Below are 26,227 nucleotides of genomic sequence, written 5' to 3'. Positions count from 1 at the left end.
CATATTGTGCATTTTATTTATCAAGGGGAACAAAAAAACTCGCAGATTAAAATCTACGAGTTTTTTGGAGGCGCCACCCGGATTTGAACCGGGGGATAAAGGTGTTGCAGACCTGTGCCTTACCACTTGGCTATAGCGCCATATTGGAGCGGAAGACGAGATTCGAACTCGCGACGTTCACCTTGGCAAGGTGACGCTCTACCACTGAGCCACTCCCGCATAATGGTGGCTCGAGCAGGAATCGAACCAGCGACACGAGGATTTTCAGTCCTCTGCTCTACCGACTGAGCTATCGAGCCTAATTAAATATTTTATAAAAATGGCGACCCAGAAGGGACTCGAACCCTCGACCTCCGGCGTGACAGGCCGGCACTCTAACCAACTGAGCCACTGGGCCATATATGGTGGTCACAACAGGGATCGAACCTGTGACCCTCTGCTTGTAAGGCAGATGCTCTCCCAGCTGAGCTATGCGACCATAAATATATTAATTATTTTACCATTTTAAATAAACCTTGTCAATAACTTCTCTGTTTAACTTCAAAGACTTTATCTGACAAGGTTTATTATATAAAATGTATATGCTAATGTCAACCTATTTTTATGATTTTGTTCAAATTATTACTTTCTTTCTATTTCCTTAAGTAAACTACCAATATCTTCATTAGTAAAAATATATTCTTTATTACAGAAATGACAAGTTAATTCTTCATTTTTACCCTCTTCATATATTTCATTCAAATCATTTTTACCAATACTTATTAGAGCTCTTTCTACTCTTTCTCTTGAACAATCGCATCTAAAACTTGGAGTTATGTCCTCATGAATAACCAAGTCCATATCCTCAAATATATAATTTAATATATCTTCTATAGACATACCTTTAGTAATCATAGATGTTATAGAAGGTATTTCTTCTAATCTATAGGTTATTATATCCGCTATAAAATCAGAAGCCCCCGGCATCATTTGAATTATAAATCCTCCAGATGCTTTTATGCTAGTGTCTGTATCGACTAATACTCCTAGCGCAACTGCTGATGGTGTTTGCTCTGAAACAGTGAAATAGTATGCTAAATCATCTCCTACTTCTCCTGTATATATAGGTACTTGACCTATATAAGGCTCCTTCAGCCCCATATCTCTAATAATATTTAAATATCCATTTTTACCAATTGCTCCTCCTACATCCAGTTTGCCCTTCTCATTAAGTGGCAAATCTACTGTAGGATTACCAATATACCCCTTTACAGAGCAATCAGCATGAGCTGTAACTGTAATACCCTTAGCTTCTCCACCTCCATCTATCTGCAATGTTAAACTATCTTTAGAAGCTTTTAGCATTGCTCCCATTAATACTCCAGCAGTTATCATTCTACCTAACGCTGCTGATGTTGTAGGCGTACATTTATGAATTTCACTAGCCTCTTTTACTGTATCTGTTGTAATAGCTGCAATTATTCTAACATCTCCATTTTTAGCTGTAGCTCTAACTAATTTATCCATATTAATCCTCCTTCTTTTTAAGTACAAAAACAATTCTTTCTGTATAATAATTAACATCTTCGTTATTGTAATTATTCATTTTTTTTATTATTTCAAATCCAATCTCATCTACTATATGAGTTAAAAACTCTTCACTATAGGCTCTCTCCATATGATGTTCATCAAATCTATGATAAACTTGTCCTTCCCTAATAAAAAAAGTAAGATACATATTAACTATATCTTTTTCTAATTCATTCTCCCATATGTATGTTACATCGTCGTCGTCATAATTAAACAAATTGTTTCCTAGAAGTTCTTTTATCTTATACTCAGTATTTATATCAAATATGAAAACACCATCATCTTTCAAGTGATTAAATACACTTTTAAAGTATGTTCTTAAATCATCCTCTTCTAATATATAGTTTGTTGAGTCTAAACAACATGTTACTAAATCAAATTTCTTATCAACTCTAAAACCACATATATTTTGACATAGGGTTTTCCCCTTCATCCTTAAATCTTTCATTTTCCTATCTGCTATAGTTAGCATCTGTTCTGACAAATCTATAGCTGTAGTAAAAATGAATTTTTCACCAATAACCGTAGTTAAATTACCAGTTCCACAAGCAAGATCTAAGTAATCTTTCTTTACTATTTTATGTTCATCACATATATCTAGGATTTTTTTCCCCCAATCCTCATAATTAATATCACTATGTATTAATCTATCATATACCTTCGCGAAATCATTATAGCAATCCATACATTCACCAACTTTTTATATAATACCTCATACATTTTACCTCAATATCATGGTTTTGTCTAAGAAATTATTATATCATATCCTTATTTTTAGGTAAATTTAAACTTTTTTTCTTTTTAGTCATAAGACCACCAATTCTTCCTGTCTCCTCTGCTGTAAGACCACTCCAACCTAATTCTTTTACTTTATCAGTTAATCCTAACTCTTCCGCTATTTCATACTTTAATTGTTCTCTAACTATCTCCTTAGATGTCAATTGTTTATTAGCTTTCAACTTTGATTTAATAATTTTTTTAAGTGGCGTTTTTCCCATACCCATGCACCTCACCAATAATAATATGTTTATATTTTTTACAATGGGTGCTTTTTTATTCAAATATCATTAAGTTATATAAAAAATAAAGGAGACTTGAATTTCAAGTCCCCTTTGTTTTAAAATAGCAAATACTATTTTCTGCCTTCTGTATAAGTATATTTTAAGTCAATTGATCCAAATAATGGATGAGAGTAATTTTTAACATATTTTCTTACATACGTATTTTTAAATCTCCAACATCCTGGACTTACTACTGCATTATCATAGATTAATATTTTTTCAGCTTGTTTAAATAAATCTGCTCTTTTAGTTTGGTCTACTTCTTTTGAAGCATCTTCTATTAATTTATCATATTCTGCGCTCGTCCATCCTGTTGGAACTATTCCTGCTGTAGATGTCCACATATTCATGAATGTATTAGGATCATTATAGTCTCCTGTCCATCCTTGTGAAGCTATTTGAAATTCTAGTCCTTTAGTTTTTTGTTGGAATATTGGCCATTCTACATATTCGCACTCAACATTAATCCCTAATAATTCTTTATAGGTTTGTTGTCTGTATTCCGCATATTGTTTTGATATTTGATCAGTTCCTGATTGTAAATAAGTGATGGTTATTTTAGATGGATCTGGATCCATACCTAACTCTTTCAATCCTTCTGATAATAATGCTTTAGCATCTGTATTTTCAGCCATTAAATCTTTTACTGGAGAATAGTTTACAGTTTCTCTGTATGCTTTTCCACCAATTTGAACTGCTGGTGGACACCAAGCCATAGCTGGTTCTCCAATACCTTTACGTAGTGTTTTAATTTCACCTTCTCTATCCTCTGCTATTAAAAAGGCTTTTCTTACTTTTTCGTTAGAGAATAATTTATCCTTTTGGTTAAAGAAAGTGTATGTTGTTGAACCATCATATCCCTTTCTAACATCGTATTCTCCGCTTTCATTAAATTTAGAAATCCAGTTTGGATCTACAACTGCTGCCATATCAAGTGAGCCATTTAATAGCTCGTTCATTCTAGCTGATTCTTCTTTTATTATTTTCATTGTAGCTTTTTCAAGCTTTACATTTTCAGCATCCCAGTACTCAGGATTTTTAGTTAGTACTATTTGATTTTGATGTACCCATTCAGAAATTACATAAGGACCACTATATACCATGCTATCAGCTTCTGATCCATATTTATCTCCATTTTTTTCAACAATATCTTTTCTTTGTGGTTGCATTACCTTAAAATATGTTGTATCTAAAAAATACGGACATGGTTGCTCCAATGTAAATTCTAGAGTTTTTTCATCTATAGCTTTAACTCCAACCTCTTCAACTTTAGCTTTTCCAGCATTAAATTCTGTAGCGTTTTTTATTGGAAATAATAAAAATCCATATGTTGATGCTGTATTTGGATCAAGAGTTCTTGTTATTCCATAAACATAATCTTGTGCAGTTACTGGCTGACCATCACTCCATTTCATATCTCTTAAGTTGAAAGTCCAAGTCAATCCATCTTCAGATGTTTTCCAATCCACTGCTCCAGCTGGCTCTATTTTGCCATTACCGCTTTCATCTTGTACTATTCTTGTTAGCCCCTCTTGAGTATTAGTTAATACTTGAGAAGAATAGGAATCAGTAGATTTTGATTGATCTAATGTTTTAGGTTCAGCTTGTATTAATAAGTTTAAGTATTGCTCTTTGTCTACACCACCTTCTCCGGTTGTAGCACCCGCATTTTCATCTTTACTTCCACATCCAACTAATGCTAGAGATGCAATTAATGAAACTGAAAGTAATGAAGCTAGTAATCTTTTACTTTTCATATTTATAATCCCCCTTTTTTCAACACTCTCAACTTATAACTAATATAATATAGTTAAAAGTTTTATCAAGTTAAAACATAAACTATTTTCTATTTTAACTTTGTCATTTTTTATAATTTTCTGTTATTAACATAATATATCCTAAAATTTTAAAAAGCAAGTTTTTTTTACATAAAACTTAATAATATTTTAAGATTTCCTTGTTTTTTAAAGTTTTGTTCATATATTTTACATATATGTGAGAATAGCCTTCAATAAATTATATATATTATTATTCAATAGTTCTTTATTGACTTCGACCTAATAAAAAAACTATTTTCCTCCCCAAAATAAAATCTAACTATACCTTAAATTATATAATTAGATTTTATTGTCTTTACATCTTTTTACATTGATAACCATATTAACTTTTGAATGTATATTTATTTAAATCTCATTCATATTTTTACATATCAAATTAGAAATCTCCTCCTCTTTATCTAGTTAAATTAAATGAACCTTAGCCATATATTTCCTGCATATCTGCTATATCAACACTCTCTAAAAATACATTTAAAACAAAAATATATAGGGTAAGGCTTAAGCCTTACCCTATATATTTTTTATTTTCTTCCTTGAGTATAAGTATATTTGAAATCTGGTGTTCCAAATAATGGTGATGAATAATCCTTAATGAAGTTTCTTATAAAAGTATTCTTAAATCTCCAAGCTCCTGGACTAACTACAGTATCATCATATATTAATATTTTTTCTGCTTTTTTAAATATTTCTATTCTCTTAGCTTGATCTTCTTCTTTGTTAGCCTCATCAATTAACTTATCATACTCTTCATTTCCCCAACCTGTTGGAATCACACCTGATGTAGATACCCACATATCAAAGAAAGTATTAGGGTCATTATAATCTCCACCCCAAGCCATTGAAGCTATTTCATAATCATAATCATCTGTTCTCTTTTGGAATATAGCCCATTCAGTATATTCACATTCAACGTTTATACCTAACTTTTCTTTATAGTTTTGTTGTCTGTATTCTGACCATTCCTTATCCTTTGCAGTTGTACCTGATGCCAAGTACTTAATTGTTACTTTAGCTGGATCTGGATCCATTCCTAATTCTTTTAATCCTTCTATAAATAGAGCTTTTGGATCCTTATTTTCATCTATAAGCTGTTGAACTGGTAGTGAATCCGCTGTTTCTCTAAAGTCTTTTCCACCTACCTGTACTGCTGGTGGACACCAAGCTAAAGCTGGTTCTGCTAACCCTTTACGTAGAGTTTTTATTTCTCCTTCTCTATCCTCGGCTACTGCAAATGCCTTTCTTATTTTTTCATTAGAGAACAATTTATTTTTTGTATTAAAGAAGGTATATGTTGTAGAACCATCATATCCTTTCTTAATATCAAAGTTTCCCGTCTCATCCAATTTAGTAATCCAGTTAGGATCACTTACCGGACCTACATCTAAAGCACCCGTAAGCATTTCATTCATTTGAGCATTTTCGTCTTTTATTATTTTCATGGTAACTTTTTCAAGTTTAACACTGTCTTTATCCCAATATTCTGGATTTTTAGTTAACACTACTTGATTTTGATGCACCCATTCAGAGATTACAAATGGTCCAGTATATAGCATATTTTCTGGTTCAGTACCATATTTATCTCCCTTTTGCTCAATGAAATCCTCTCTTTGAGGTTGCATTACTTTAAAATATGTTAAATCCAAGAAGTATGGGCATGGTTGGTGAAGTGTAAATTCCACTGTTTTATCATCCAAAGCTTTTACTCCTACATCTTCTGCTTTAGCTGTTCCCCCATTAAATTCTACTGCATTTTTTATAGGTGCTAATAAGAATGCATATTGAGATGCTGTAGCTTGGTCTAAAGTTCTTTTTATTCCATAAACGAAATCTTCAGCCTTTACAGGTTGTCCATCGCTCCATTTCATGTCTCTTAAACTAAATGTCCAAGTTAATCCGTCATCAGAAGTTTTCCACTCTTTCGCAGCACCCTCTACTATTTTGTCCTTACCATTTTCATCTTGAATTATTCTTGTAAGTCCTTCTTGAACATTGGATAATATTTGAGAAGAATACAAATCTGTACTTTTAGATTGATCTATAGTCTTAGGTTCTGCTTTCAGAAACACATTTAAATATTGATCCTTATCCATATTTGCTTCTTGTTGCTTATCTCCACCGTCTGTTCCAGTCTTATCACCGTCTTTGCTACCACATCCAACCAATGCTACTGATGCAATCATTGATACGGCTAGTAATGATACTAATAATTTTTTACTTTTCACAAATAATCCCCCTTTGAATTATGTTTTAGTTTTTACCCAATTAATACATTCTTAACAAAAAAATCATTAAGAATATGCCACAAAATCCCATAAAGACTCATAAAATTTGTTTACATTTAACTTAAATATATAATATATTAACTTTTATTCAAAGTCAACTTAATTTTCAGAATTAGGAATAACTATTTTCGACATGTTTCATTTCCTCTCTTACTTTACACAGATAAATTGTTAAATTGTATATAAACAATTTGATTATCAATGTATTAATTTTGTATAATTTGTCGGTTATCTTAATAAACGATGTTGATATTTGTAATATTTTTGTGAATCTCTTCAAAATAAAAAGAACTAGTGATGAAGAAAATCTTCTCTCTAGTTCTTTTTATTATAAAATTATTTTAAAATCGATTTAATATTCTATTTTGCTTATCTACCTTCAGTATAAGCATATTTCATATCAAAAGTTGATCCAAAAGTCGGTGTATATAAATTCTTAACATAATTTCTCTTGTAAGTATTTAATATTCTAAAAGTATTTGGACTTACTATCGCTTCATCATATATCAATATTTTTTCTGCTTCTTTAAACTTCTCAGCTCTCTTAGTTACATCTAATTCTTTATTTGCTTCTTCTATTATCTTATCATACTTCTCACTTTTCCATCCTGAATTTATTAAACCTGCGTCTGATAAAAAGCAATCAAAGAATGTGTTAGGGTCATTATAATCTCCTCCCCAAGCTACTCCTCCCATCTGATATTCCATGTTATCTGTTCTTTGTTGATATATAGGCCACTCAACATATTCGATTTCCATTTTAACACCTAATTTTTCTTGGAAGTTTTGTTGGGAAAATTCAGCCCAAGTTCTTGTTTCAGAATCTGTTCCCGAATGTAATTCTTTAACAGTTAGTTTTGCTGGATCTGGATCCATTCCTAATTCTGTTAAACCTTCTGATAATAACTTCTTAGGATCTGGATTTTCTTTAATTAAATCTTCTATAGGACGATAATTGACTACCTCTCTATAATCTTTTCCATCTATCTGTACTCCAGGTGGACACCATGCATACGCAACTTCTCCTATGCCTTTACGTAAAGTTTTAACTATTCCTTCTCTATCTTCAGCTATTAAGAAAGCCTTTCTTACTTTTGCATTACTAAATATTTTCTCCTTGGTATTAAACATTGTATATGCAGTTGCTCCTTCATAACCTTTGTTAACAGTGAAATTTTTCGTCTCATCTAATTTTGTAATCCAGTTCGGATCTCTTACTCCAGCCATATCTAAAGATCCATTATATAATTCATTCATTCTAGCACTTGGCTCTTTTATAATTTTAAATGTAGCCTTTTCAAGTTTAACATTATCTTTATCCCAATATTGATCATTTTTTACAAATTCAATCTTATTTTGATGTACCCATTCTTTCATTATAAATGGTCCAGAATATACCAGTGTATCTACTTCTGATCCATATTTATCTCCAACTTTATCAATCATATCTTTTCTTTGTGGTTGCATAAGTTTAAAGCTTGTTAAACTTAAAAAATATGGACATGTTTGTTCTAAAGTAATTTCTAAAGTTTTATCATTTATAGCCTTAACTCCTAATTCCTCAGCTTTTGCCTTACCTGCATTAAAAGCTTTAGCATTTTTTATTGGATAAAGAAGTGTTGCATATTCAGCTGCTGTATTAGGATCCAATGTTCTTTGCATTGAATACACAAACTGATCTGCTGTAACAGCTTGTCCATCACTCCACTTCATATCTCTTAAGTGGAAAGTCCATACTAATCCATCATCCGAAGGCTCCCACTTTTCTGCTGCACCTGGTTCCATTTTATCTTTTCCATTTTCATCTTGTATTACTCTTGTCAAAGCTTCTTGGCATTGAGCCAGTATTTGAGAAGAATAAGCATCTGTCGCTTTAGATAAGTCTAAGGTTTTTGGTTCTCCAGCTAATAGTAAATTTAAATATTGCTCATCATCAAGTTTAGCAGTACCTGAATTCTCCTGATTTTTATCATCTGTAGCTGGCTTATCTTCTTTTTTATTGCACCCCACAAAAGCTACAGAAGCAATCAATGATAATGCCAATAATGATGCTATCGTTTTTTTACTTTTCACAAATAATCCCCCTTACCTAGTTGAATATAATTTTGCTAACAATAAATGTATTACATTTATTGTTAGTAAAAACTTTTCTTTCTTGCTAATATATTACATTATTTCATATTATATGTCAACGGATAATTGTAAAATTTTATATAATATATATATTTTTTAGATATATATCCTTAAATTTATACAGGATTTATTGGTAATTTTTTCTTTATTTCAATATTATATACAGTTGCATCTCAATATATAATAATTTTATTAGCATTAGTTATTTTTCTATATGCAAAAAGAACAATCATTTAGATTGTTCTCTTCTTACTGTTTTTATTTTAAAATAAATGACATGCAACGAAATGATTTGGTTCAATCTCTTTAAATTCAGGATTTCTCTCACTACACTCTGGTTTAGCATATCTACATCTAGGCGCAAATCTACATCCTGGCTTAGGATTAATTGGACTTGGCACCTCTCCCTCAAGTGGTATTCTCTTTTTATTTTTAGCTACCTCTATATCAGGTACTGGAATAGCTGAAAGTAACGCTTGAGTATATGGATGTAATGGTTTCTCATATAAATCATGACTAGATGCAAGCTCTACCATAGTACCTAAATACATTACTCCAACCCTATCTGAAATATGTTTAACCATAGATAAGTCATGAGCAATAAATAGATATGTTAATCCTAATTCATTTTGTAACTTTATTAATAAATTAACAACTTGTGCTTGTATAGAAACATCTAGAGCAGAAATAGGTTCATCACAAACTATAAAATCTGGTTCTATAGCAAGAGCTCTAGCTATTCCTATTCTCTGTCTTTGTCCACCTGAAAACTCATGTGGAAATCTTGAAGCATGTTCTTTATTTAATCCTACTAATCCTAATAATTCATATATCTTTTCTTGTCTTTCTTTTCCTTTATATAGACCATGGATGTCTATACCTTCTCCAACAATATCTCCTACTGTCATTCTAGGATTTAATGACGCATAAGGATCTTGGAATATTATTTGAGCCCTTCTAGTAAACTCTTTCTTTTCACTTTTACTAAGTTTACTAACATCGTGTCCATCAAATAATATTTCTCCGCCTGTAGCTCCATAAAGCCCCATAACAGTTCTTCCACAAGTAGTTTTACCACAGCCTGACTCACCAACAAGTCCTAATGTTTCTCCTTTATAAATATGAAAGGATACATCATCAACAGCCTTTAGTGTAGCATTTTTACCTACATTAAAGTATTTCTTAAGGTTTTTAACCTCTATTAAAACTTCTCTATTACTTTTTCCTGTCATAATTATTCACCTCTTCTTAAGCTTTGAGGAATTTCTACTTTAGGTGCCATAGAATGCTTTAACCAACATAATACCTCATGAGTTTCTGAGATTGTACTAGCTTCTGGCATCTCCTCTAAACAAACTTGCATGCAATATTCACATCTTGCTGCAAATGGACATCCCACTGGTGGCTTAATTAAATCTGGTGGCGTTCCATTTAGTGAATACAATGTATCTTTATTCTTTGTATCTAATCTTGGTACTGATTGAAGTAATGCCCAAGTATAAGGATGTTGTGGAGCACTAAATATCTCTTCCACAGTTCCTCTTTCAATAATCTGTCCCGCATACATTACTTGAATTCTATCAGCAACATCCGCAACTACCCCTAAATCGTGAGTAACAAGTATAACTGCGGTACCTAGCTTTTCTTGTAAATCCCCTATAAGCTCCATAATTTGAGCTTGAATAGTAACATCTAGTGCTGTAGTAGGCTCATCAGCTATTAGAATTTTCGGATTGCAAGCTAGTGCTATAGCTATCATAGCTCTTTGTCTCATACCACCCGAAAATTCGTGAGGATATTGATTAGCTCTTTTATCAGCATTTGGTATATTAACAAGGTTAAGCATTTTTATAGCTTCTGCCATAGCCTCAGATTTGTTCATTCCTCTGTGGATGACCAAACTCTCTGCTATTTGTTTACCAACTGTCATAGTTGGATTTAAAGAAGTCATAGGATCTTGGAATATCATAGATATATCCGCACCTCTAAGATGTCTTAATTCCTTGTCATTCATTTTTAATATATCTTTACCTTCAAAGGTGATTTTTGAACCTTCTTTTATCTCTGCTGGCATTGGTTCAGGTAATAATCTCATAATGGCCTTTGATGTAACAGTTTTACCACAACCAGATTCGCCAACTATAGCCAAAGTTTCACCCTTATTTAAATGGAAGGTAGTTCCTCTAACAGATTTAACTTCCCCAGCATAAGTGTGAAATGAAACTCTTAAGTCTTGTACATCTAAAATTCTTTCCATTTCTTAACTCCTCCCTATTGACGTAATTTTGGATCCAGCGCATCTCTTAAACCGTCTCCAAGTAACTGGAATGATAACATTGTTAAGGATATAAACAATGCTGGGAAGAACAATTGGTAAGGATAGAATATTAAGTACTGTTGAGCTGATGAACATAGTGCTCCCCAGCTTGTATATGGTGATTGTACCCCTAATCCTAAGTAGCTTAAGAAAGCCTCACCAAATATAAACCCAGGAATATCAAAACTTATTGCAACTATCATTACCCCTATGGTATTTGGAATTAAGTGTCTAGCTATAATTCTTGACGGATTGGCACCTAATGCCTTGGCTGCTAAAACATATTCTTGTTCTTTTATTTGTAATAATTGCCCTCTTACAAGTCTTGCCATATATGTCCATCCTGTGATGGTCATTGCTATAATAATAGGAGTTAAACCTGGTTTATCAATTATAACCCTGATAAGAATAACTAACACAAGATAAGGAATACTAGCTAATATCTCTATAATTCTCATCATGATATCATCTACTAATCCTCCAAAGAATCCCGCTATTCCACCATAAGTAACTCCAATAACCGTATCTAATATAGCTCCAATTATACCTATAAATATAGATACTCTTCCACCTATCCATACTCTTGCAAAAATATCTCTACCTAATGTATCTGTACCAAACCAATAAGTTGAATTTGGCTTTAGATTAACCATATCATTATTTTTCACTTCAAAGCTAAATTTTGCAATGTAAGGTCCTATAATAGTCATTATTGATATTACTATCAATAGTATCAAAGAAAATGTAGCAACCTTATTCTTTTTAAGTCTCCTCCAAGCATCCTGCCAATAGGTCATACTTGGCCTTAGAATTTCCTCTGCATTTAAATTTTCACAGCCTATAATCTGAAACTTTTCTTTTGAAAGTTCTGCCATCTTTGTCCCTCCTAACGCTTATTACCAGTAATTCTAATTCTTGGGTCAACCACTCCATAAACCACATCTACTAAAAATAATGCAATTATATATATTGCAGCAAAGAAAATAGTTTGTCCCATAATCATAGTGTAATCTCTATCATTAACTGAAGACACGAAATATTGTCCTAGTCCTGGTATAGAGAATATACTTTCTATAACGAATGAACCTATAAATATACCTGCAATTTGAGGTCCTAAAAGTGTAATAGCTGGTAATATTGCGTTTCTTATAACATGTTTAAATACTAAGCTAACTTTAGATACCCCTTTAGCTTTTGCTGTTAATATGTAATCTTGACCAATTACATCTAGACAATTGGCTCTCATATATCTTGCATAAGTAGCTATAGATCCAAAGCTCATTGCAATAGTTGGAAGAATTGTATGTTTAAATTCTCCCCAACCTGTAGTTGGTAATAAAGTCATTTTTACTGTGAAAACAAATTGCAATATAGATGCTACAACAAACATGGGAACTGAAATTCCTAGTATTGCTATAAACATAACAACGTAATCTGGCCACTTTCCTCTATTAAACGCTGCTATAATTCCTAAAAATATTCCTATACTTACTCCTAATAATAAAGCCTGTCCACCTACTCTACCTGATATCGGCGCATGTTTAACTATAGTGTCATTAACACTTCTTCCTGGGTAATTTAAAGATTGTCCTAAATCGCCCTGTGCAAGATTTTTTACAAATTTACCATATTGAACCACCACTGGTTCATCTAAGCCATATTTTGCATAATAGTTAGCCCTAATTTGCTCTGGCAATTTTCTACCTAAGCTGGCTAACGGATCTCCTGGTATGGCATGTATAAGAAAGAACGTTATTGACGAAGCAAGAAATAACGTTACTAACATATACCCAAACCTTTTAAGAGTAAATTTTAACATCATCATCCCTCCATTTTAGTAATCTTTCAACAATCCCCTTGACTTTACATTTTAAATATGTTGGATTTTAGAATTAAGAATAATTTCTTAGAAGTCTTAATATATAAATGCAAAATAAGTAATATTACTTATTTTGCACAGCTTTATATTTAAAATATTCTGAAAATACCAATAATCCTTTAAGTATTTCAACTTCCTTGAGTTACCTTTGTATGTTAAAATACTTCTTTAGTTTACTAAAACTTCTTTAAAATTAAATCCTAATATGTAAAATCCTTATGTACATTAACTAACTTAATTTAATATGATATCGTATACATTTCTGTAACCTACTCCATATTTTAATTAAGCTTTTTTTCTTTTGCTAATCTCAGCTTTATTCTTTGTTACTGTATAGACTTTTCTCTTGTAATTCAAGGTATTATCTTAAGTTTTCACTAAACTATAAAATTGTCCTTAAAGATAATTTTGTTATAGTTTAATGGTGTTCCATTCTATTTAAGTTAACCTTAAACAAATTTGAACTTTTAAATTTAGAAATATTATAATAATTGATTTTTTTATAATATATCACAGTCTTTTAATATTTGTCAATTTTTTTTACATTTTGTTTTAATTTATATATTGATTTCTTCTCCACTTTGCAGTGCAAAAGTGTAAAGTTTGCATATTAATTAACTTTTATAATTGATTTACATATTATTTGTAATCAATTTTTGATTATTTAAAATTTAATTATAATTATTTTCTAAAATGATTTTGTTTTATTTTTCTATAAAAACATATATTTTATCAAAACTTAATAATAATTATATAATATATTATATAACTTAAAGCTATAAAGTTATATAATGTATTATAAGAATTACAAAGGAGTGATACTTTTGAAATACAATGTAGCTGTAGTTGGCGTCACCGGAATGGTTGGCCGACAATTTTTAAAGATATTAGAAGAACGAGACTTTCCTATTGACAACTTATATGCCTTTGCATCTTCTCGTTCAGCTGGTAGTATGATTAAATTTAAAGAAAAGGATATTATTATCGAAGAACTCTGTGAGAAGAATATACGAAATAAAAAAATAGATTTTGCCCTTTTCTCTGCTGGTGGCAGTATTAGTTTAGAATATGCTCCATTATTCGTAGATAACGGTTCTATAGTTATTGATAACAGTAGTGCTTGGAGAATGGATGTAAATACACCTCTTGTAGTACCTGAAGTTAATAGAGAAGATTTGAAATGGCATAGTGGAATAATAGCAAATCCTAATTGCTCAACCATACAAGCCATGGTTGCACTTAAGCCTCTTCAATTAAAGTATGGCATTAAACGAATTGTGTATTCTACCTATCAAGCTGTCTCTGGAGCAGGAATAGAGGGTTTTAATGATCTAAAAAGAGGAGTTAATAATGAATCTCCTAAAAAATTCAAGCATTCTATAGCTTATAATGTTATTCCTCAAATTGATGTATTCCTTGATAATGGATACACTAAAGAAGAGATGAAAATGATTGAGGAAACAAGGAAAATACTTCATGATGATAACTTAAGAATAACTTCTACCACTGTTAGAGTTCCAGTATTTCATGGGCATAGTGAAAGTATTAATGTTGAACTTGAAAATAACTTTTCCTTGGAAGATATCTTTACCTTATATAAATCTAGCCCTGGAGTTATTTTAATGGATGACATTTCTAATGAAATTTATCCAATGCCATTTAATATTGCTGGTAAAGATGAAGTATATATAGGTAGAGTAAGAAAAGATTTCAGTTTAGATAATGGACTTAACCTTTGGGTTGTGGCTGATAATATAAGAAAAGGTGCAGCTCTTAATGCTATTCAGATCGCTGAATGCTTTGTTGAAGATAATTTAAAGTTAGAGAGGTAATGAAATATGAGTATTTTTAAAGGTTCAGGTGTTGCAATCGTAACTCCTTTTACTGAAAAGGGAGTAGACTTTATCAAACTAAGGGAATTATTAGAGTGGCATGTATCTAGTAAAACAGATGCTATTATAGTATGTGGCACTACTGGAGAGGCTTCAACTATGAGTGAGAACGAGAAAAAGGAAACTATTAAATTTACTGTAGATGTGATTAATAAAAGAATCCCTGTAATTGCTGGAACTGGAAGTAATAATACTATTGCTTCCATAGAAATGAGTAAATATGCAGAAAATATTGGGGTAGATGGTCTTTTGGTAATAAATCCCTACTATAATAAAACTTCTCCCAAGGGGTTAATAGCTCATTTTAAAGCTATTGCAGAAGCCGTAAATACACCTATAGTAGTGTATAATGTTCCATCAAGAACTGGTATGAATATTTCACCTAAAGCACTTCTGGAGCTTAGTAAACTTAAAAATATTGTAGCTGTAAAAGAAGCCAGTGGAAATATAAGCCAAATAGCAGAAATTAAAGCTCTTTGTGGTGACGCTATTGATATTTATTCTGGAAATGATAATGAAATTCTACCTACTCTTGCTATTGGCGGTATAGGAGTTATTTCTGTTCTGGCAAATATTATACCTGATGATATCCATGAGATCTGTGAGCTCTTCTTTAAAGGTGAAATTAAAGAATCGCAAGAGTTATTTATAAAAACTATTCCATTAACTAATGCCCTATTCATTGAAACTAATCCTATCCCCGTAAAAACTTCACTTAATCTAATGGGAAAAGAAATAGGAAATCTCAGACTACCTCTAGTTGATATGGATAATTATACATTAGAATTATTAAAAAATGAACTTAAGAACTATGGATTAATATAAAGGAGAGCTATAATGATAAAAATTTTATTAGTTGGATGTAATGGAAAAATGGGACAAATGATTTCCTCAATTGCAAATACTATGGATAACCTTACAATTTGCGCTGGTATCGATAGAAATACTGAAACCCATTTTAATTACAATATATATGAAAATATAAATGATGTTAAAGAAGAAGTTGATGTAATTCTTGATTTCTCTAGACCTGAAACATTAGATTCTATTGTACAGTATGCTGTTAATAATACCTGTCCTGTAATATTTTGTACTACAGGATATTCGAAGGAACAAATAGAAAAGATTAAATCCTTACAAAATTCTATTCCTGTGTTCTTCTCAGCTAATATGTCCATAGGCGTTAATATAGTTAATAATATATTGAAATCTATAAGTGATATTTTATATGATGATTTTGACATAGAGATCATAGAAAAACATCATAATCAAAAGGTTGATGCTCCAAGCGGAACTGCCTTATTGTTAGCTAACACCATAAAAAATTCCATAGACCAAGATACTTCAATAGTCTATGGTAGAGAAGGTATAAAAAAGAGAGTCCACAATGAAATTGCTGTTCATGCCATAAGAGGAGGAAACATCATTGGAGATCATGAAGTTATCTTTGCTGGTAAAGGCGAAGTAATTGAGATTAAGCACTCTGCACTTTCTCGTGAAGTTTTTGCCATAGGGGCATTAAAAGCTTGTGTTTTTATGAAGGGAAAAGAAAATGGATTTTATTCTATGGAAGATATAGTAAAGATAAGTACATCTATGATATAAAAGGATTTACCATGATATAGATGTAACTATAGTTATCATTGACAATGATTGGTACATTTTTTACATTATAGAAATTCTTGCCTAGATATTATAATAAATCAATAAGAGGACCCATTTAGTATAAAATCTCTCAATTTTATACTAAATGGGTTTTTTTCTAAATATATGTTGAATTTTGTTGAATATTTTTATTCATTTCATCTAACCACTCTTCTATTCCATCTAAAGCTTTTTTTAAATCTTCCATACTATAACAATAAGAAATTCTAACATATCCTTCTCCTCCTGGTCCAAATGCACTTCCTGGTACTATAGCAATTCCTTTCTCATTTAATAATTTTTCACAAAATTCTTCACTGGTCATATTATACTTTTTAATATTTGGAAAAATATAAAAAGCACCTTCAGGCATATTAACTTCAAGTCCCATAGATTTTAATCTATCATATATATAATTCCTTCTTTTTAAAAATTCGGCTTTAGTATGCTCAATATGATAAGAACACTTTTTCAATCCTTCTAAAGCTCCATATTGTCCTATAGATGGTGCGCAAGATACATTGTATTGATGTACCTTAATTATATTTTTCATTATACTAGAAGGTGCACACACATATCCTACCCTTACCCCTGTCATTGAAAACATTTTTGAAAATCCTCCAATTAGCACACATTTATCCTTTAAATCTTCATATTGACATAGGGAATAATATTCATTAAATACTATAGAACTATATATTTCATCATTAACTATAATAATATCCTCATCTTTTAAAATATGGTGCAACTTATCTCTACTTTTCTTATTCATTATCACACCCGTTGGGTTAGATGGATATGAAATTACTAATACTTTTGGTTTTCTTTTTTTAACTAGTTCTGCCAATTCATCTATATCTATTGATAAATCTTTTTTAATTCCATAGTTAACAACCTTTCCACCTAGCATTTTTACACAACTTTCATAGGCTGGATATGCAATAGAAGGAATTAGCACTTCATCACCTTGATTTAAGAGTGCTGTAAATGTAGATAATAGTCCTTCGCTTCCCCCTACTGTAATGCATACCTCTTCTGCATCATATTCTATGTTCATCATCTTCAAATATCTACAAATTTCTACTCTTAAATCCAATATACCTGCATTCTGGGTATAATTAGTCTTATTTTCATCAATAGCTTTCTTCATTCCTTTCTTAATTTCTTCTGGCACTTTAAAATCTGGCTCTCCTAAAGTTAATGAAATAGCTCCTGGAATTTTACTCACCTTATTATAAAATTTTCTTATACCTGATATTTCTATATTTTCTACATTTATTGATAAATTTCTCATTGTAAACTCCTTTAACTAATAAAATTATTATATATTTCATACTGCTTCCCATCACATATTTTATTTATTATTATATCAGTTTCATATGAATTCTTACAGTTGCTCTTTAATTAAATTAATTTTTCCTTTTCAACTAATATATATATATGTATAATAAGATAATATAATATCTCTTAAAAGGAGTGAATCAAATGGAATATAATTTAACAGACCCCTATGAAATAGCAAGATTTATTAAAGAATCAAAAAAATCTACTCCATTAAAGGTTTATGTACAAGGCAACATAGCTAGCTGTAATCTTGGATCCGTAGAATGCTTTGGAGAAGGTGCTTTCTATGTTTTATTTGGAGATAGCAACGAGATTATGGAATTTATCAATAATAATAAAGATAAGATACATAACTACAAAATAGAATTAGATAGAAGAAATTCAGCTATTCCTATGCTAGAAATACAAAATATTAATGCTAGAATTGAACCAGGTGCCATCATTAGAGATAGAGTTTCTATCGGTAAAAATGCTGTTATTATGATGGGCGCTGTTATAAACATTGGAGCAGAAATTGGCGAAGAAACTATGGTTGATATGAATGCTGTAGTTGGTGCTAGAGGAAAGCTTGGCAAAAAGGTCCACCTTGGAGCTGGTGCAGTGGTAGCAGGAGTTTTAGAACCCCCTAGCAAAGACCCTTGTGAAATTGGAGATAACGTGTTAATAGGTGCCAATGCAGTTATTTTAGAAGGAGTTAAAATAGGTAGAAACTCTGTTGTGGCTGCTGGCTCCATAGTTACTGCTGATGTACCAGAAAACGTAGTAGTAGCTGGTTCTCCAGCTAAAATAATAAAGACTGTGGATGAAAAAACAAAAGGTAAAACTGAGCTTTTAGATGATTTAAGAAAGTAAGAAAATGCTATGGTTTAAACCATAGCATTTTTAATTTTATACAACTTCTTCTTTATTAACTTGTTTAACTTCACTAGTAATTTCTTCTCTTTGAGGAATATCAGTTATGACATCTCTATTTTCATCAGTAACCTTTTCCATCTTAGAAATAGAAACTTCATAAGCAATTTTTTTAATTACCTCTGTATCAGAAACTTTTTTTTGATATTCTCTGCTTTGCAACCTTCCCCAAACTCTTATATTATCTCCAACTTCTAAGCTTCTACAAAATCTTGAATTTCTTCCCCACGCTATAGTTGGTATATAATCAGATTTATTATATAATCTATTTACAGCTAATAGCATATCTGCTATTTCTCTACCAAAGGGTGTAGTTCTATAAACCGGTTCTTTACAAATATATCCATCTAAGAAGATCTGATTAGGATTTTTCCCTCTTTCTTGAAGCTCATGAACATCCCTGGCGAAAACAGTTAATATAAGTCTATTAGCACCATCAACAAATTTATTATAAGACCTAAGCTGTCCATCTATAGCAAGGTCACTTCCAATACTAACATCTATCCCAGTTATTAATCTTTCGGATACAGTAATGATAAGTATATCACTTGTATCACTTAATCTTGAAACCTCAAAGTTAAAATTATAAAATCCTTCACCATACATTTCATGGCTAAATTCTAATTCTGATACTACTTTCCCCTCTAAGTAAATTTTGTTGTTAAACATAAGATTATCCATTGTAACCCCTCTCCCTTTAGTTTTGTAATTGTTTACTATAATTTATATTCTTAAGCATCTAAAGTATTACTTATTTTTTGAAAATTCACATAATTAATTTGTTTCTTTGAAAACCTAACATATGAATTATTATAAGATAATTAGGGAAATTTTACAAGATTTAGTTTATTAAATATTCACTTATTTTCAATTTTGAACTCTATCACTATCTTAAGCATAACCTTCATTATATATTAAATCAGATATCCGTACAAATTCATAGCCTTGACTTTGTAGAGATTCTATGATTTTAGGAAGGTTTTCTACTATTTTTTTATCATTGCTATGGAGCAAAATTATATCTCCACCTTTAATATCTTTCTTTAATATTTTATCTATTTTTCCCCATTCATAATTCTCCCAATCTTTACTATCTACGTTCCATTGTATTGAATTAAGTCCTAGTGACATTACTGTTTCCAAAGCTAGATCATTATACTTTCCTTCTGGAAATCTGAATAAAGTTGGTATTTTTCCTGTTAAATTTAATATTTTGCCATTTGTAATTTGAACTTCTTTTTCGATTCTCTCTTTAGATATAGCTGTGAAATTAGGATATTTATTAGACAAATTTCCTATTTCATGCCCTGTGTTAGCCATATCCTTAACTTTGCTAGGATACTCATCACACCAATTTCCCATTACAAAAAATGTTGTATTTACTTTATAAGTATCTAAAGTATTTAATATACTATCTATATTATTATTGTTCCAATTAAAATCCATGGTTAATGCTACTTTCTTTTCTCCAGTGTTTATACTGTAAATTGGTGAATCTTTATCTACTGTTGCAATAACCATCCGTGAAACCAAACTACTACAGAATATCAATGTAATGGAAGCAACTATCATTATAGCTAATAGCATATCTCTTTTTCTTAATTTATATTTTATCTTCATATTTCCCCTTAAAATAATCAAACTTTCCTTAAATTTATATTCCTTTAATGTGAATATATTCATATTCACATTAAAGTTAATTTATTTCTTAAATTTTTATGTTATAATAATATTGAAGTAGTATTGTTTTAATTATATTTTAGTTTAAAGGAGGGATGTTATGTTTGATGAGTCTTTAAACCTAGCAGAAAATAAGCTTGTCTTATTATATATAATAGAAAATATAAACTTACCTATATCAAATATGCAACTTACTCAAATTGTCCTAGAGAATAATTTACTAAATTACTTTACTCTTCAACAATATATTGTAGAGTTAGTTTCTTCTGATTTAATAAATATAATTAATTATAAAAATAAAGATAGACTAATTATGTCTGATAAAGGTAAAGAAGTACTTTCTCTATTCAAAAACAGACTACCATTATCAACCATAGAAAATATCAATAAATATATCAGCGAAAAAATGTCTATAATAAAAAAAGAACTTACGGTGTCTGCAGATTATACTATAGAAAATAGTAACAGTTATTTAGTTAATCTCTCTGCTTCAGAGAATGATATAACTTTAATTGATTTAAAAATAAGTGTAGCATCAAATAAACAAGCCAGAGAGCTTTGCTATAAATGGAAAAACAATGCTTCTGACTTATATAATAAAATTATAGGTGTTTTAATTGAATAATTACTTTAAAATCATCCCTGTAGGTTCTCCCTTCAATGGGATGATTATTTTTCCATTACTTTTCTTATGTATTTTTAATACCACATCGTTATAGCTATCCCCAACATACATAAATTCATCGTCACATACAATACCTCTAGGCATTCCACCAATTCTAATTTTGTCTACCTCTTTAAAATTATTCATATCAATTAAAGATATGCTCCCTTCTCCATAATTTGATACATAGCAATATTTCTCATCGCAATGCATATCAAAAGGGCAATTACCTACAGGAGTTCTATTTATAAGTTTAAAGGTTTTAGAAGAAATTATACTTATAGATCCTTTATCAGAATACCCCATATTGCTCTCACATACTAATATATAATCTCCATTTCTACTAATTAAAGCCTTAGTAGGAAACGGCCCAACTTTTATATTTTTAATATTACATCCATATAGCGCATCAAATAAGGTTATACTATCATCATTCATATTGGCAACTACAATTTGATTTGTTCTGCTACAATAATCAATACTATGAGGTGCATTACCACAAGGTATGAGCTCTACAATCTCCCTTTTTGATATATCAAAATTAACAACATTATTAGAATCTCCACAAATTATATAAATATGATTACCTATAGCACATAAATCTCTACAATTTCTTCCTAAATAATAACTCTCGCTTTTTAAGGATTCTAAATCAATTATAGAAACAGAACCATCATAACAATTTGAAGTAAACAATGTTTCTCCCTGTATACATAAGCCATGTGGTCCTATCTTACCACGGTTTATTCCCTTAAGGCTTATGTTTTCTTCTATGGAAAAACTGTTAGCATCTATTTTATTTATGCAATCTCTTGTGGTGTTACAAATATATAAGTACCTCAATGGAATCCCCCCTCACCATATACTATGAATTGAGTGGGGTTTGTGCTACGAATTTTTACTTTTAAAGCTGTCTTATTATTTTTCTCATATCTCCCACCATGTATAAGGAACCTGATATTAATAATAAATCATCTTCATCGCAATAGGATAACGCCTTTTTATAGGCTTCTTCATAATCAGCTATAGCCTCACATTTTGGAACATAATTAATTATTTCCGCTCTTAAATCCTCGCATAACTCTGCTCTCTCACTATGAGGTGTTACAGCTATAACCCTTTCAGCTTTTGGTGCTATAATATTTATCATTTCTTTCACTTGTTTGTCAGCCAAAATTCCTATAATAAGTATCATCTTATTATAGGTAAAATACTTATCTACACTCTCTGTTAGCTTTTTTATTCCATCTATATTATGAGCTCCATCAATTGCTACTAATGGTGCAGTACTCATAATTTCTAATCTCCCAGGCCATACCATTTCTCTAATGCCCTTTAACATACTATTCTTAGTTATGTTAACACCTAACTCTCTTAATTTTTCACAGCTATGAATTACCACATTGCAATTATCTATTTGATGTATTCCAATTAAACCTAGTTCTATATTATAACTATCTTCTTTTGTAGTATAAATGATGTTTTGTAACATTTTATCTTTGCCATTTACTTCAGCCATATAGCTATTGATAAACTTGTAATTATTTTTTTTGACCTTTATAACTTCTGAATTTCTTTCTGATGCAATTCTCTCAATAACCTCTTCAGCCATAGGCTCCTGAGGATACAATACTAGAGGAATCCCATTTTTAATTATACCAGCCTTCTCAAAGGCAATTTTATCTATTGTATCTCCTAATATATTCATATGATCTAAACTTATAGATGTTATTATAGAAAGTTCTGGCACTATAACATTCGTAGAATCTAACCTTCCCCCAAGACCAACCTCTACCACTACATAATCAGCCTTTTTCTCATAGAAATATAAAAATCCTGCACAGGTTATTATCTCAAATTCAGTGGGATTTCCATATCCCATAGTTGCTACACTATCCACTGCTCTCGCAACTTCAGTAATAATATGAGCTAAATCTTCCTTAGGTATATTAGTATTATTTATTTGTATTCGTTCTTCAAATTCTTCAATATAAGGAGATATATAGCATCCTACTCTATACCCACTATTGATAAGAATATTAGTAAGCATTGCCGTAGTAGACCCTTTTCCATTGGTTCCTGCGATATGTATACATTTTACCTTTTTATGTGGGTTTCCTAATAACTCCAGAATTTTTTCTGTTCTTTCTAATCCTAGTTTACTACCAAATTTAGCCGTATCATGTATATAATTTATAGCTTCATTATAGTTCATAAAATTGCCCCCTAATCATAGAATTTTCCTATCTAATTTTACATTACTATATTCCTATATACAATAGAAAAACTCCAGAATAACTGGAGTTTTTCTAAAAATATATTTTTTAAATTTAACTTATTGTTTTATTTTAGATTCTCTATACTTTCAAGTACAGCTTGATACATTTCTTTGTATTTTTCACCTTTGGCCTTTTCTTCATCTACTACAGCCTGTGGTGCTTTAGATACAAATCTCTCATTGTTTAATTTTTTTTCAACTCTATCTATTTCAGCTTCTAATTTGGCTTTCTCTTTATTTAATCTCTCTAACTCTTTTTCTGCATCTACTAGCTCTAAAAGTGGCATATATATCTCTGCACCTTTAGAAACTACTGATACTACATTTTCTGGAGCTTCCTCTTTAGACTCTAATATTACAACCTCACTAGCTGAAGCTAATTTCTCAAAATATGGTATTCCCTCCTGGAAGGCATCCATAGCTTCTGTAGCAAATATAAAAGTCTTAGCTTTTCTTGAAGGAGGTACATTCATCTCACTTCTTGCATTTCTTGTATTTCTGATGGCATCTATAATATAATTCATATATTCTTCAGCCTTCTTATCCTCTAGCTCATCTTCCCATACTGGCCAAGGTGCAATAGTTATTGAATCTGTTTCCTTAGTTATGTGAGTATATATCTCCTCCGTAATATATGGCATTACTGGATGTAGAAGCTTAAGCCCTGTAATTAAAACTTTATTTAATACATTTAAGGTAGTTCCCTTAGCTTCTTCATCATCACTATACAATGCAGGTTTTATAAGTTCTATATACCAATCACAGAATTCTGTCCACATAAAGTCATAAATCTTTTGAAGCGCTATTCCTAATTCAAATTTCTCTATATTATCTGTTACTTCCTTAACTACTGTATTTAATCTAGATAATATCCACTTATCTGCTATTGAATAATTCTTAGAGCCTTTATATTTTTCCATTAATTCCTCATTAAAGTTCATCATAACAAATCTTGAAGCATTCCAAATCTTATTGGCAAAATTTCTTGCTGCTTCAACTCTTGATTCATAGAATCTTATGTCATTTCCCGGTGCATTACCTGTAACTAATGAGAATCTTAGTGCATCTGCTCCATAGTTATCTATAACCTCTAGTGGATCAACTCCGTTATCTAGAGACTTAGACATCTTTCTTCCTTGATCATCCCTAACCATTCCATGAAAAAATACTGTTTCAAATGGTATAGCATCCATGTTATACAAACCTGAGAATATCATTCTTGCAACCCAGAAGAATATTATGTCTCCACCAGTAACTAGTGTACTTGTTGGATAGAAATATTTTAAATCCTCTGTGTTATTAGGCCAACCTAAAGTTGAGAATGGCCATAATGCAGAACTGAACCAAGTATCTAATACATCACTTTCTTGCTCTAGCTTCTCAGAATTACACTTGGTACATTGAGTTGGTACCTCTGTTTGCACTATCATTTCTCCACAGTCCTTACAGTACCAAACTGGAATTCTATGTCCCCACCATAACTGTCTTGAAATACACCAGTCTTGAATATTCTCCATCCAGTTAAAGTAAATTTTTTCAAATCTTTCTGGAATGAATTTAATTTCTTTTTCTCTTACAATTTTAACTGCTGGCTTTGCAAGAGGCTCCATTTTTACGTACCATTGTTTTGAAAGCATTGGCTCAATAGTACAGCTACATCTATCGTGAGTTCCTACGTTATGGCTGTGATTCTTAATTTTTACAAGGTATCCTTGCTCTTCTAAGTCTTTAACCATAAGTTTTCTAGCTTCATATCTATCAAGACCTGAATATTTTCCATATCCCTTAGATATTGTTCCGTTCTCTTCAATTACAACCACTTCTGGAAGGTTGTGTCTCTTACCTACTTGATAGTCATTAGGATCGTGAGCTGGAGTTATCTTAACGCAACCAGTTCCAAATTCCATATCAACATAGTCGTCAGCAACTACTTCTATTTCCCTATCTACCAATGGTAATCTTAGCTTTTTACCTACTAAATGACTATATCTTTCATCCTTAGGATTTACTGCAACCGCTGTATCTCCAAGCAATGTTTCTGGTCTTGTAGTAGCAATCTCAACTACTTCATCACTACCTATTACTGGATAATTAATATGCCAGAAATGTCCATCTTGCTCTTCATATTCAATCTCTGCATCTGAAATAGCTGTCATACATTTTGGACACCAGTTAGTTATTCTATTTCCTTGATATATAAGACCATCATTATAAAGCTTAACAAACACTTCTCTAACAGCCTTGCTTAAATTTTCATCCATAGTGAAGGCTTCTCTAGTAAAATCAGCAGAACATCCCATTTTTTTAAGTTGAGTTCTGATTCTATCCCTGTATTCATCAGTCCATTCCCAAACTTTTTCTAGGAAGGCTTCTCTGCCCATCTCTTTTTTCTTAAGACCTTTGGTAAGTAGAGATTTTTCAACTCTTACTTCTGTAGCAATACTTGCATGATCCTGTCCTGGAAGCCATAGAGTGCTATATCCTTGCATTCTCTTTGTTCTTATAAGCATGTCTTGTAGAGTGTTATCTAAAGCATGACCTAAGTGCAATTGTCCTGTTATATTTGGTGGTGGCATTATTATAGTATATGGTTTCTTATTTTCGTCTACCTTTGGGGTGAAAAATCCATTCTCCTCCCACCACTTATAAAGTCTTTCTTCAAATTCTTTTGGATCATAATTTTTTGCTATATTTTTATTTTCATCCATGTCAATTCCTACCTTTCTATGTAAAC

Annotated in this window: 21 protein-coding genes and 5 tRNA genes; 5 read left to right on the top strand and 21 right to left on the bottom strand. The window is 31.1% G+C overall.

Translation table 11 applies throughout. The features are described 5' to 3' along the window. Positions 1 to 65: 65 nt before the first annotated feature. The 15 genes from ACI48Q_RS04570 to ACI48Q_RS04500 all read right to left on the bottom strand — a co-directional run bounded on the left by ACI48Q_RS04570 (position 66) and on the right by ACI48Q_RS04500 (position 13,019). Positions 66 to 140, bottom strand: a tRNA-Cys gene (locus ACI48Q_RS04570). A 4-nt stretch (positions 141 to 144) separates the two neighbouring features. Next, positions 145 to 219 (bottom strand) — tRNA-Gly (locus ACI48Q_RS04565). A 4-nt stretch (positions 220 to 223) separates the two neighbouring features. Further along, positions 224 to 299: transfer RNA gene (locus ACI48Q_RS04560), tRNA-Phe, on the bottom strand. 21 nt (positions 300 to 320) lie between these two features. Then, positions 321 to 397 (bottom strand) — tRNA-Asp (locus ACI48Q_RS04555). 5 nt (positions 398 to 402) lie between these two features. Then, a tRNA-Val gene (locus tag ACI48Q_RS04550) sits at positions 403 to 478 on the bottom strand. 143 nt (positions 479 to 621) lie between these two features. Beyond that, positions 622 to 1,506, bottom strand: a complete 885-nt coding sequence (gene hslO, locus ACI48Q_RS04545; RefSeq protein WP_474917860.1) for an Hsp33 family molecular chaperone HslO — start codon at positions 1,504 to 1,506, stop codon at positions 622 to 624. Between the two features lies 1 nt (position 1,507). After that, positions 1,508 to 2,254 carry a class I SAM-dependent DNA methyltransferase gene (locus ACI48Q_RS04540; RefSeq protein ID WP_474917859.1) on the bottom strand — a complete coding sequence of 249 codons (747 nt, stop codon included), beginning with the start codon at positions 2,252 to 2,254 and terminating at the stop codon, positions 1,508 to 1,510. 70 nt (positions 2,255 to 2,324) lie between these two features. Further along, a complete protein-coding gene (locus ACI48Q_RS04535; protein ID WP_474917858.1) occupies positions 2,325 to 2,567 on the bottom strand; it encodes a small, acid-soluble spore protein, alpha/beta type in 243 nt (80 codons plus the stop codon). A 134-nt stretch (positions 2,568 to 2,701) separates the two neighbouring features. Then, on the bottom strand, positions 2,702 to 4,387 hold the full coding sequence (locus ACI48Q_RS04530; protein ID WP_474917857.1) for a peptide ABC transporter substrate-binding protein: 1,686 nt from the start codon (positions 4,385 to 4,387) through the stop codon (positions 2,702 to 2,704). A gap of 602 nt (positions 4,388 to 4,989) precedes the next feature. Next, on the bottom strand, positions 4,990 to 6,690 hold the full coding sequence (locus tag ACI48Q_RS04525; RefSeq protein ID WP_474917856.1) for a peptide ABC transporter substrate-binding protein: 1,701 nt from the start codon (positions 6,688 to 6,690) through the stop codon (positions 4,990 to 4,992). Between the two features lie 429 nt (positions 6,691 to 7,119). Next, entirely contained in the window at positions 7,120 to 8,823 is a 1,704-nt protein-coding gene (locus ACI48Q_RS04520) for a peptide ABC transporter substrate-binding protein (RefSeq protein ID WP_474917854.1), read from the bottom strand. Positions 8,824 to 9,146: 323 nt separating this feature from the next. Beyond that, complete coding sequence (locus ACI48Q_RS04515) at positions 9,147 to 10,115, bottom strand: ABC transporter ATP-binding protein (RefSeq protein ID WP_474917853.1); 969 nt, start codon at positions 10,113 to 10,115, stop codon at positions 9,147 to 9,149. A 2-nt stretch (positions 10,116 to 10,117) separates the two neighbouring features. Next, positions 10,118 to 11,140, bottom strand: coding sequence for an ABC transporter ATP-binding protein (locus ACI48Q_RS04510; RefSeq protein WP_474917852.1), 1,023 nt, complete (start codon positions 11,138 to 11,140; stop codon positions 10,118 to 10,120). 14 nt (positions 11,141 to 11,154) lie between these two features. Then, on the bottom strand, positions 11,155 to 12,075 hold the full coding sequence (locus ACI48Q_RS04505; RefSeq protein WP_474917851.1) for an ABC transporter permease: 921 nt from the start codon (positions 12,073 to 12,075) through the stop codon (positions 11,155 to 11,157). An 11-nt stretch (positions 12,076 to 12,086) separates the two neighbouring features. Then, positions 12,087 to 13,019: an ABC transporter permease gene (locus tag ACI48Q_RS04500; protein WP_474917850.1), complete on the bottom strand. Its 933-nt coding sequence runs from the start codon at positions 13,017 to 13,019 to the stop codon at positions 12,087 to 12,089. An 884-nt stretch (positions 13,020 to 13,903) separates the two neighbouring features. Here ACI48Q_RS04500 and ACI48Q_RS04495 point away from each other — a divergent pair. From ACI48Q_RS04495 to dapB, 3 genes are read left to right on the top strand one after another with little or no spacing between them, the layout of a single operon-like run. Further along, positions 13,904 to 14,911 carry an aspartate-semialdehyde dehydrogenase gene (locus ACI48Q_RS04495; RefSeq protein WP_474917849.1) on the top strand — a complete coding sequence of 336 codons (1,008 nt, stop codon included), beginning with the start codon at positions 13,904 to 13,906 and terminating at the stop codon, positions 14,909 to 14,911. Positions 14,912 to 14,917: 6 nt separating this feature from the next. Continuing rightward, entirely contained in the window at positions 14,918 to 15,796 is an 879-nt protein-coding gene (gene dapA / locus ACI48Q_RS04490; protein WP_474917848.1) for a 4-hydroxy-tetrahydrodipicolinate synthase, read from the top strand. 12 nt (positions 15,797 to 15,808) lie between these two features. After that, positions 15,809 to 16,576, top strand: coding sequence for a 4-hydroxy-tetrahydrodipicolinate reductase (gene dapB / locus ACI48Q_RS04485; protein ID WP_474917847.1), 768 nt, complete (start codon positions 15,809 to 15,811; stop codon positions 16,574 to 16,576). Between the two features lie 157 nt (positions 16,577 to 16,733). Here the strand turns inward: dapB and ACI48Q_RS04480 are convergent, their stop codons facing one another. After that, positions 16,734 to 17,909, bottom strand: a complete 1,176-nt coding sequence (locus ACI48Q_RS04480; RefSeq protein ID WP_474917846.1) for a pyridoxal phosphate-dependent aminotransferase — start codon at positions 17,907 to 17,909, stop codon at positions 16,734 to 16,736. 191 nt (positions 17,910 to 18,100) lie between these two features. On the opposite strand from ACI48Q_RS04480, the gene dapD reads away from it, so the two are divergent. Then, positions 18,101 to 18,811 carry a 2,3,4,5-tetrahydropyridine-2,6-dicarboxylate N-acetyltransferase gene (gene dapD / locus ACI48Q_RS04475; protein WP_474917845.1) on the top strand — a complete coding sequence of 237 codons (711 nt, stop codon included), beginning with the start codon at positions 18,101 to 18,103 and terminating at the stop codon, positions 18,809 to 18,811. A 36-nt stretch (positions 18,812 to 18,847) separates the two neighbouring features. On the opposite strand, the gene ACI48Q_RS04470 is transcribed toward dapD, so the two are convergent. Together ACI48Q_RS04470 and ACI48Q_RS04465 are read right to left on the bottom strand one after the other, a co-directional pair. Further along, positions 18,848 to 19,552: a single-stranded DNA-binding protein gene (locus tag ACI48Q_RS04470; protein ID WP_474917844.1), complete on the bottom strand. Its 705-nt coding sequence runs from the start codon at positions 19,550 to 19,552 to the stop codon at positions 18,848 to 18,850. A gap of 210 nt (positions 19,553 to 19,762) precedes the next feature. Continuing rightward, entirely contained in the window at positions 19,763 to 20,491 is a 729-nt protein-coding gene (locus tag ACI48Q_RS04465) for a polysaccharide deacetylase family protein (RefSeq protein WP_474917843.1), read from the bottom strand. Between the two features lie 160 nt (positions 20,492 to 20,651). Here ACI48Q_RS04465 and ACI48Q_RS04460 point away from each other — a divergent pair, with 160 nt between their 5' ends. Next, a complete protein-coding gene (locus ACI48Q_RS04460) occupies positions 20,652 to 21,176 on the top strand; it encodes a DUF4364 family protein (RefSeq protein ID WP_474917842.1) in 525 nt (174 codons plus the stop codon). Here the strand turns inward: ACI48Q_RS04460 and ACI48Q_RS04455 are convergent, their stop codons facing one another. The 3 genes from ACI48Q_RS04455 to ACI48Q_RS04445 form a co-directional block, all read right to left on the bottom strand. Then, positions 21,177 to 22,058: a YncE family protein gene (locus ACI48Q_RS04455; RefSeq protein WP_474917841.1), complete on the bottom strand. Its 882-nt coding sequence runs from the start codon at positions 22,056 to 22,058 to the stop codon at positions 21,177 to 21,179. It lies immediately after the preceding gene. A 61-nt stretch (positions 22,059 to 22,119) separates the two neighbouring features. Beyond that, the gene (locus tag ACI48Q_RS04450; RefSeq protein WP_474917840.1) at positions 22,120 to 23,430 is read right to left on the bottom strand and encodes a bifunctional folylpolyglutamate synthase/dihydrofolate synthase; all 1,311 of its coding nucleotides are present in this window, start codon (positions 23,428 to 23,430) and stop codon (positions 22,120 to 22,122) included. 128 nt (positions 23,431 to 23,558) lie between these two features. Then, the gene (locus tag ACI48Q_RS04445; RefSeq protein ID WP_474917839.1) at positions 23,559 to 26,201 is read right to left on the bottom strand and encodes a valine--tRNA ligase; all 2,643 of its coding nucleotides are present in this window, start codon (positions 26,199 to 26,201) and stop codon (positions 23,559 to 23,561) included. Between the last annotated feature and the right edge of the window lie 26 nt (positions 26,202 to 26,227).

This window comes from Clostridium sp. LXY-7 (assembly GCF_056172015.1).
The sequence above is the reverse complement of the archived record's forward strand: the minus strand, read 5'-3'. Positions and strand labels throughout refer to the sequence as shown.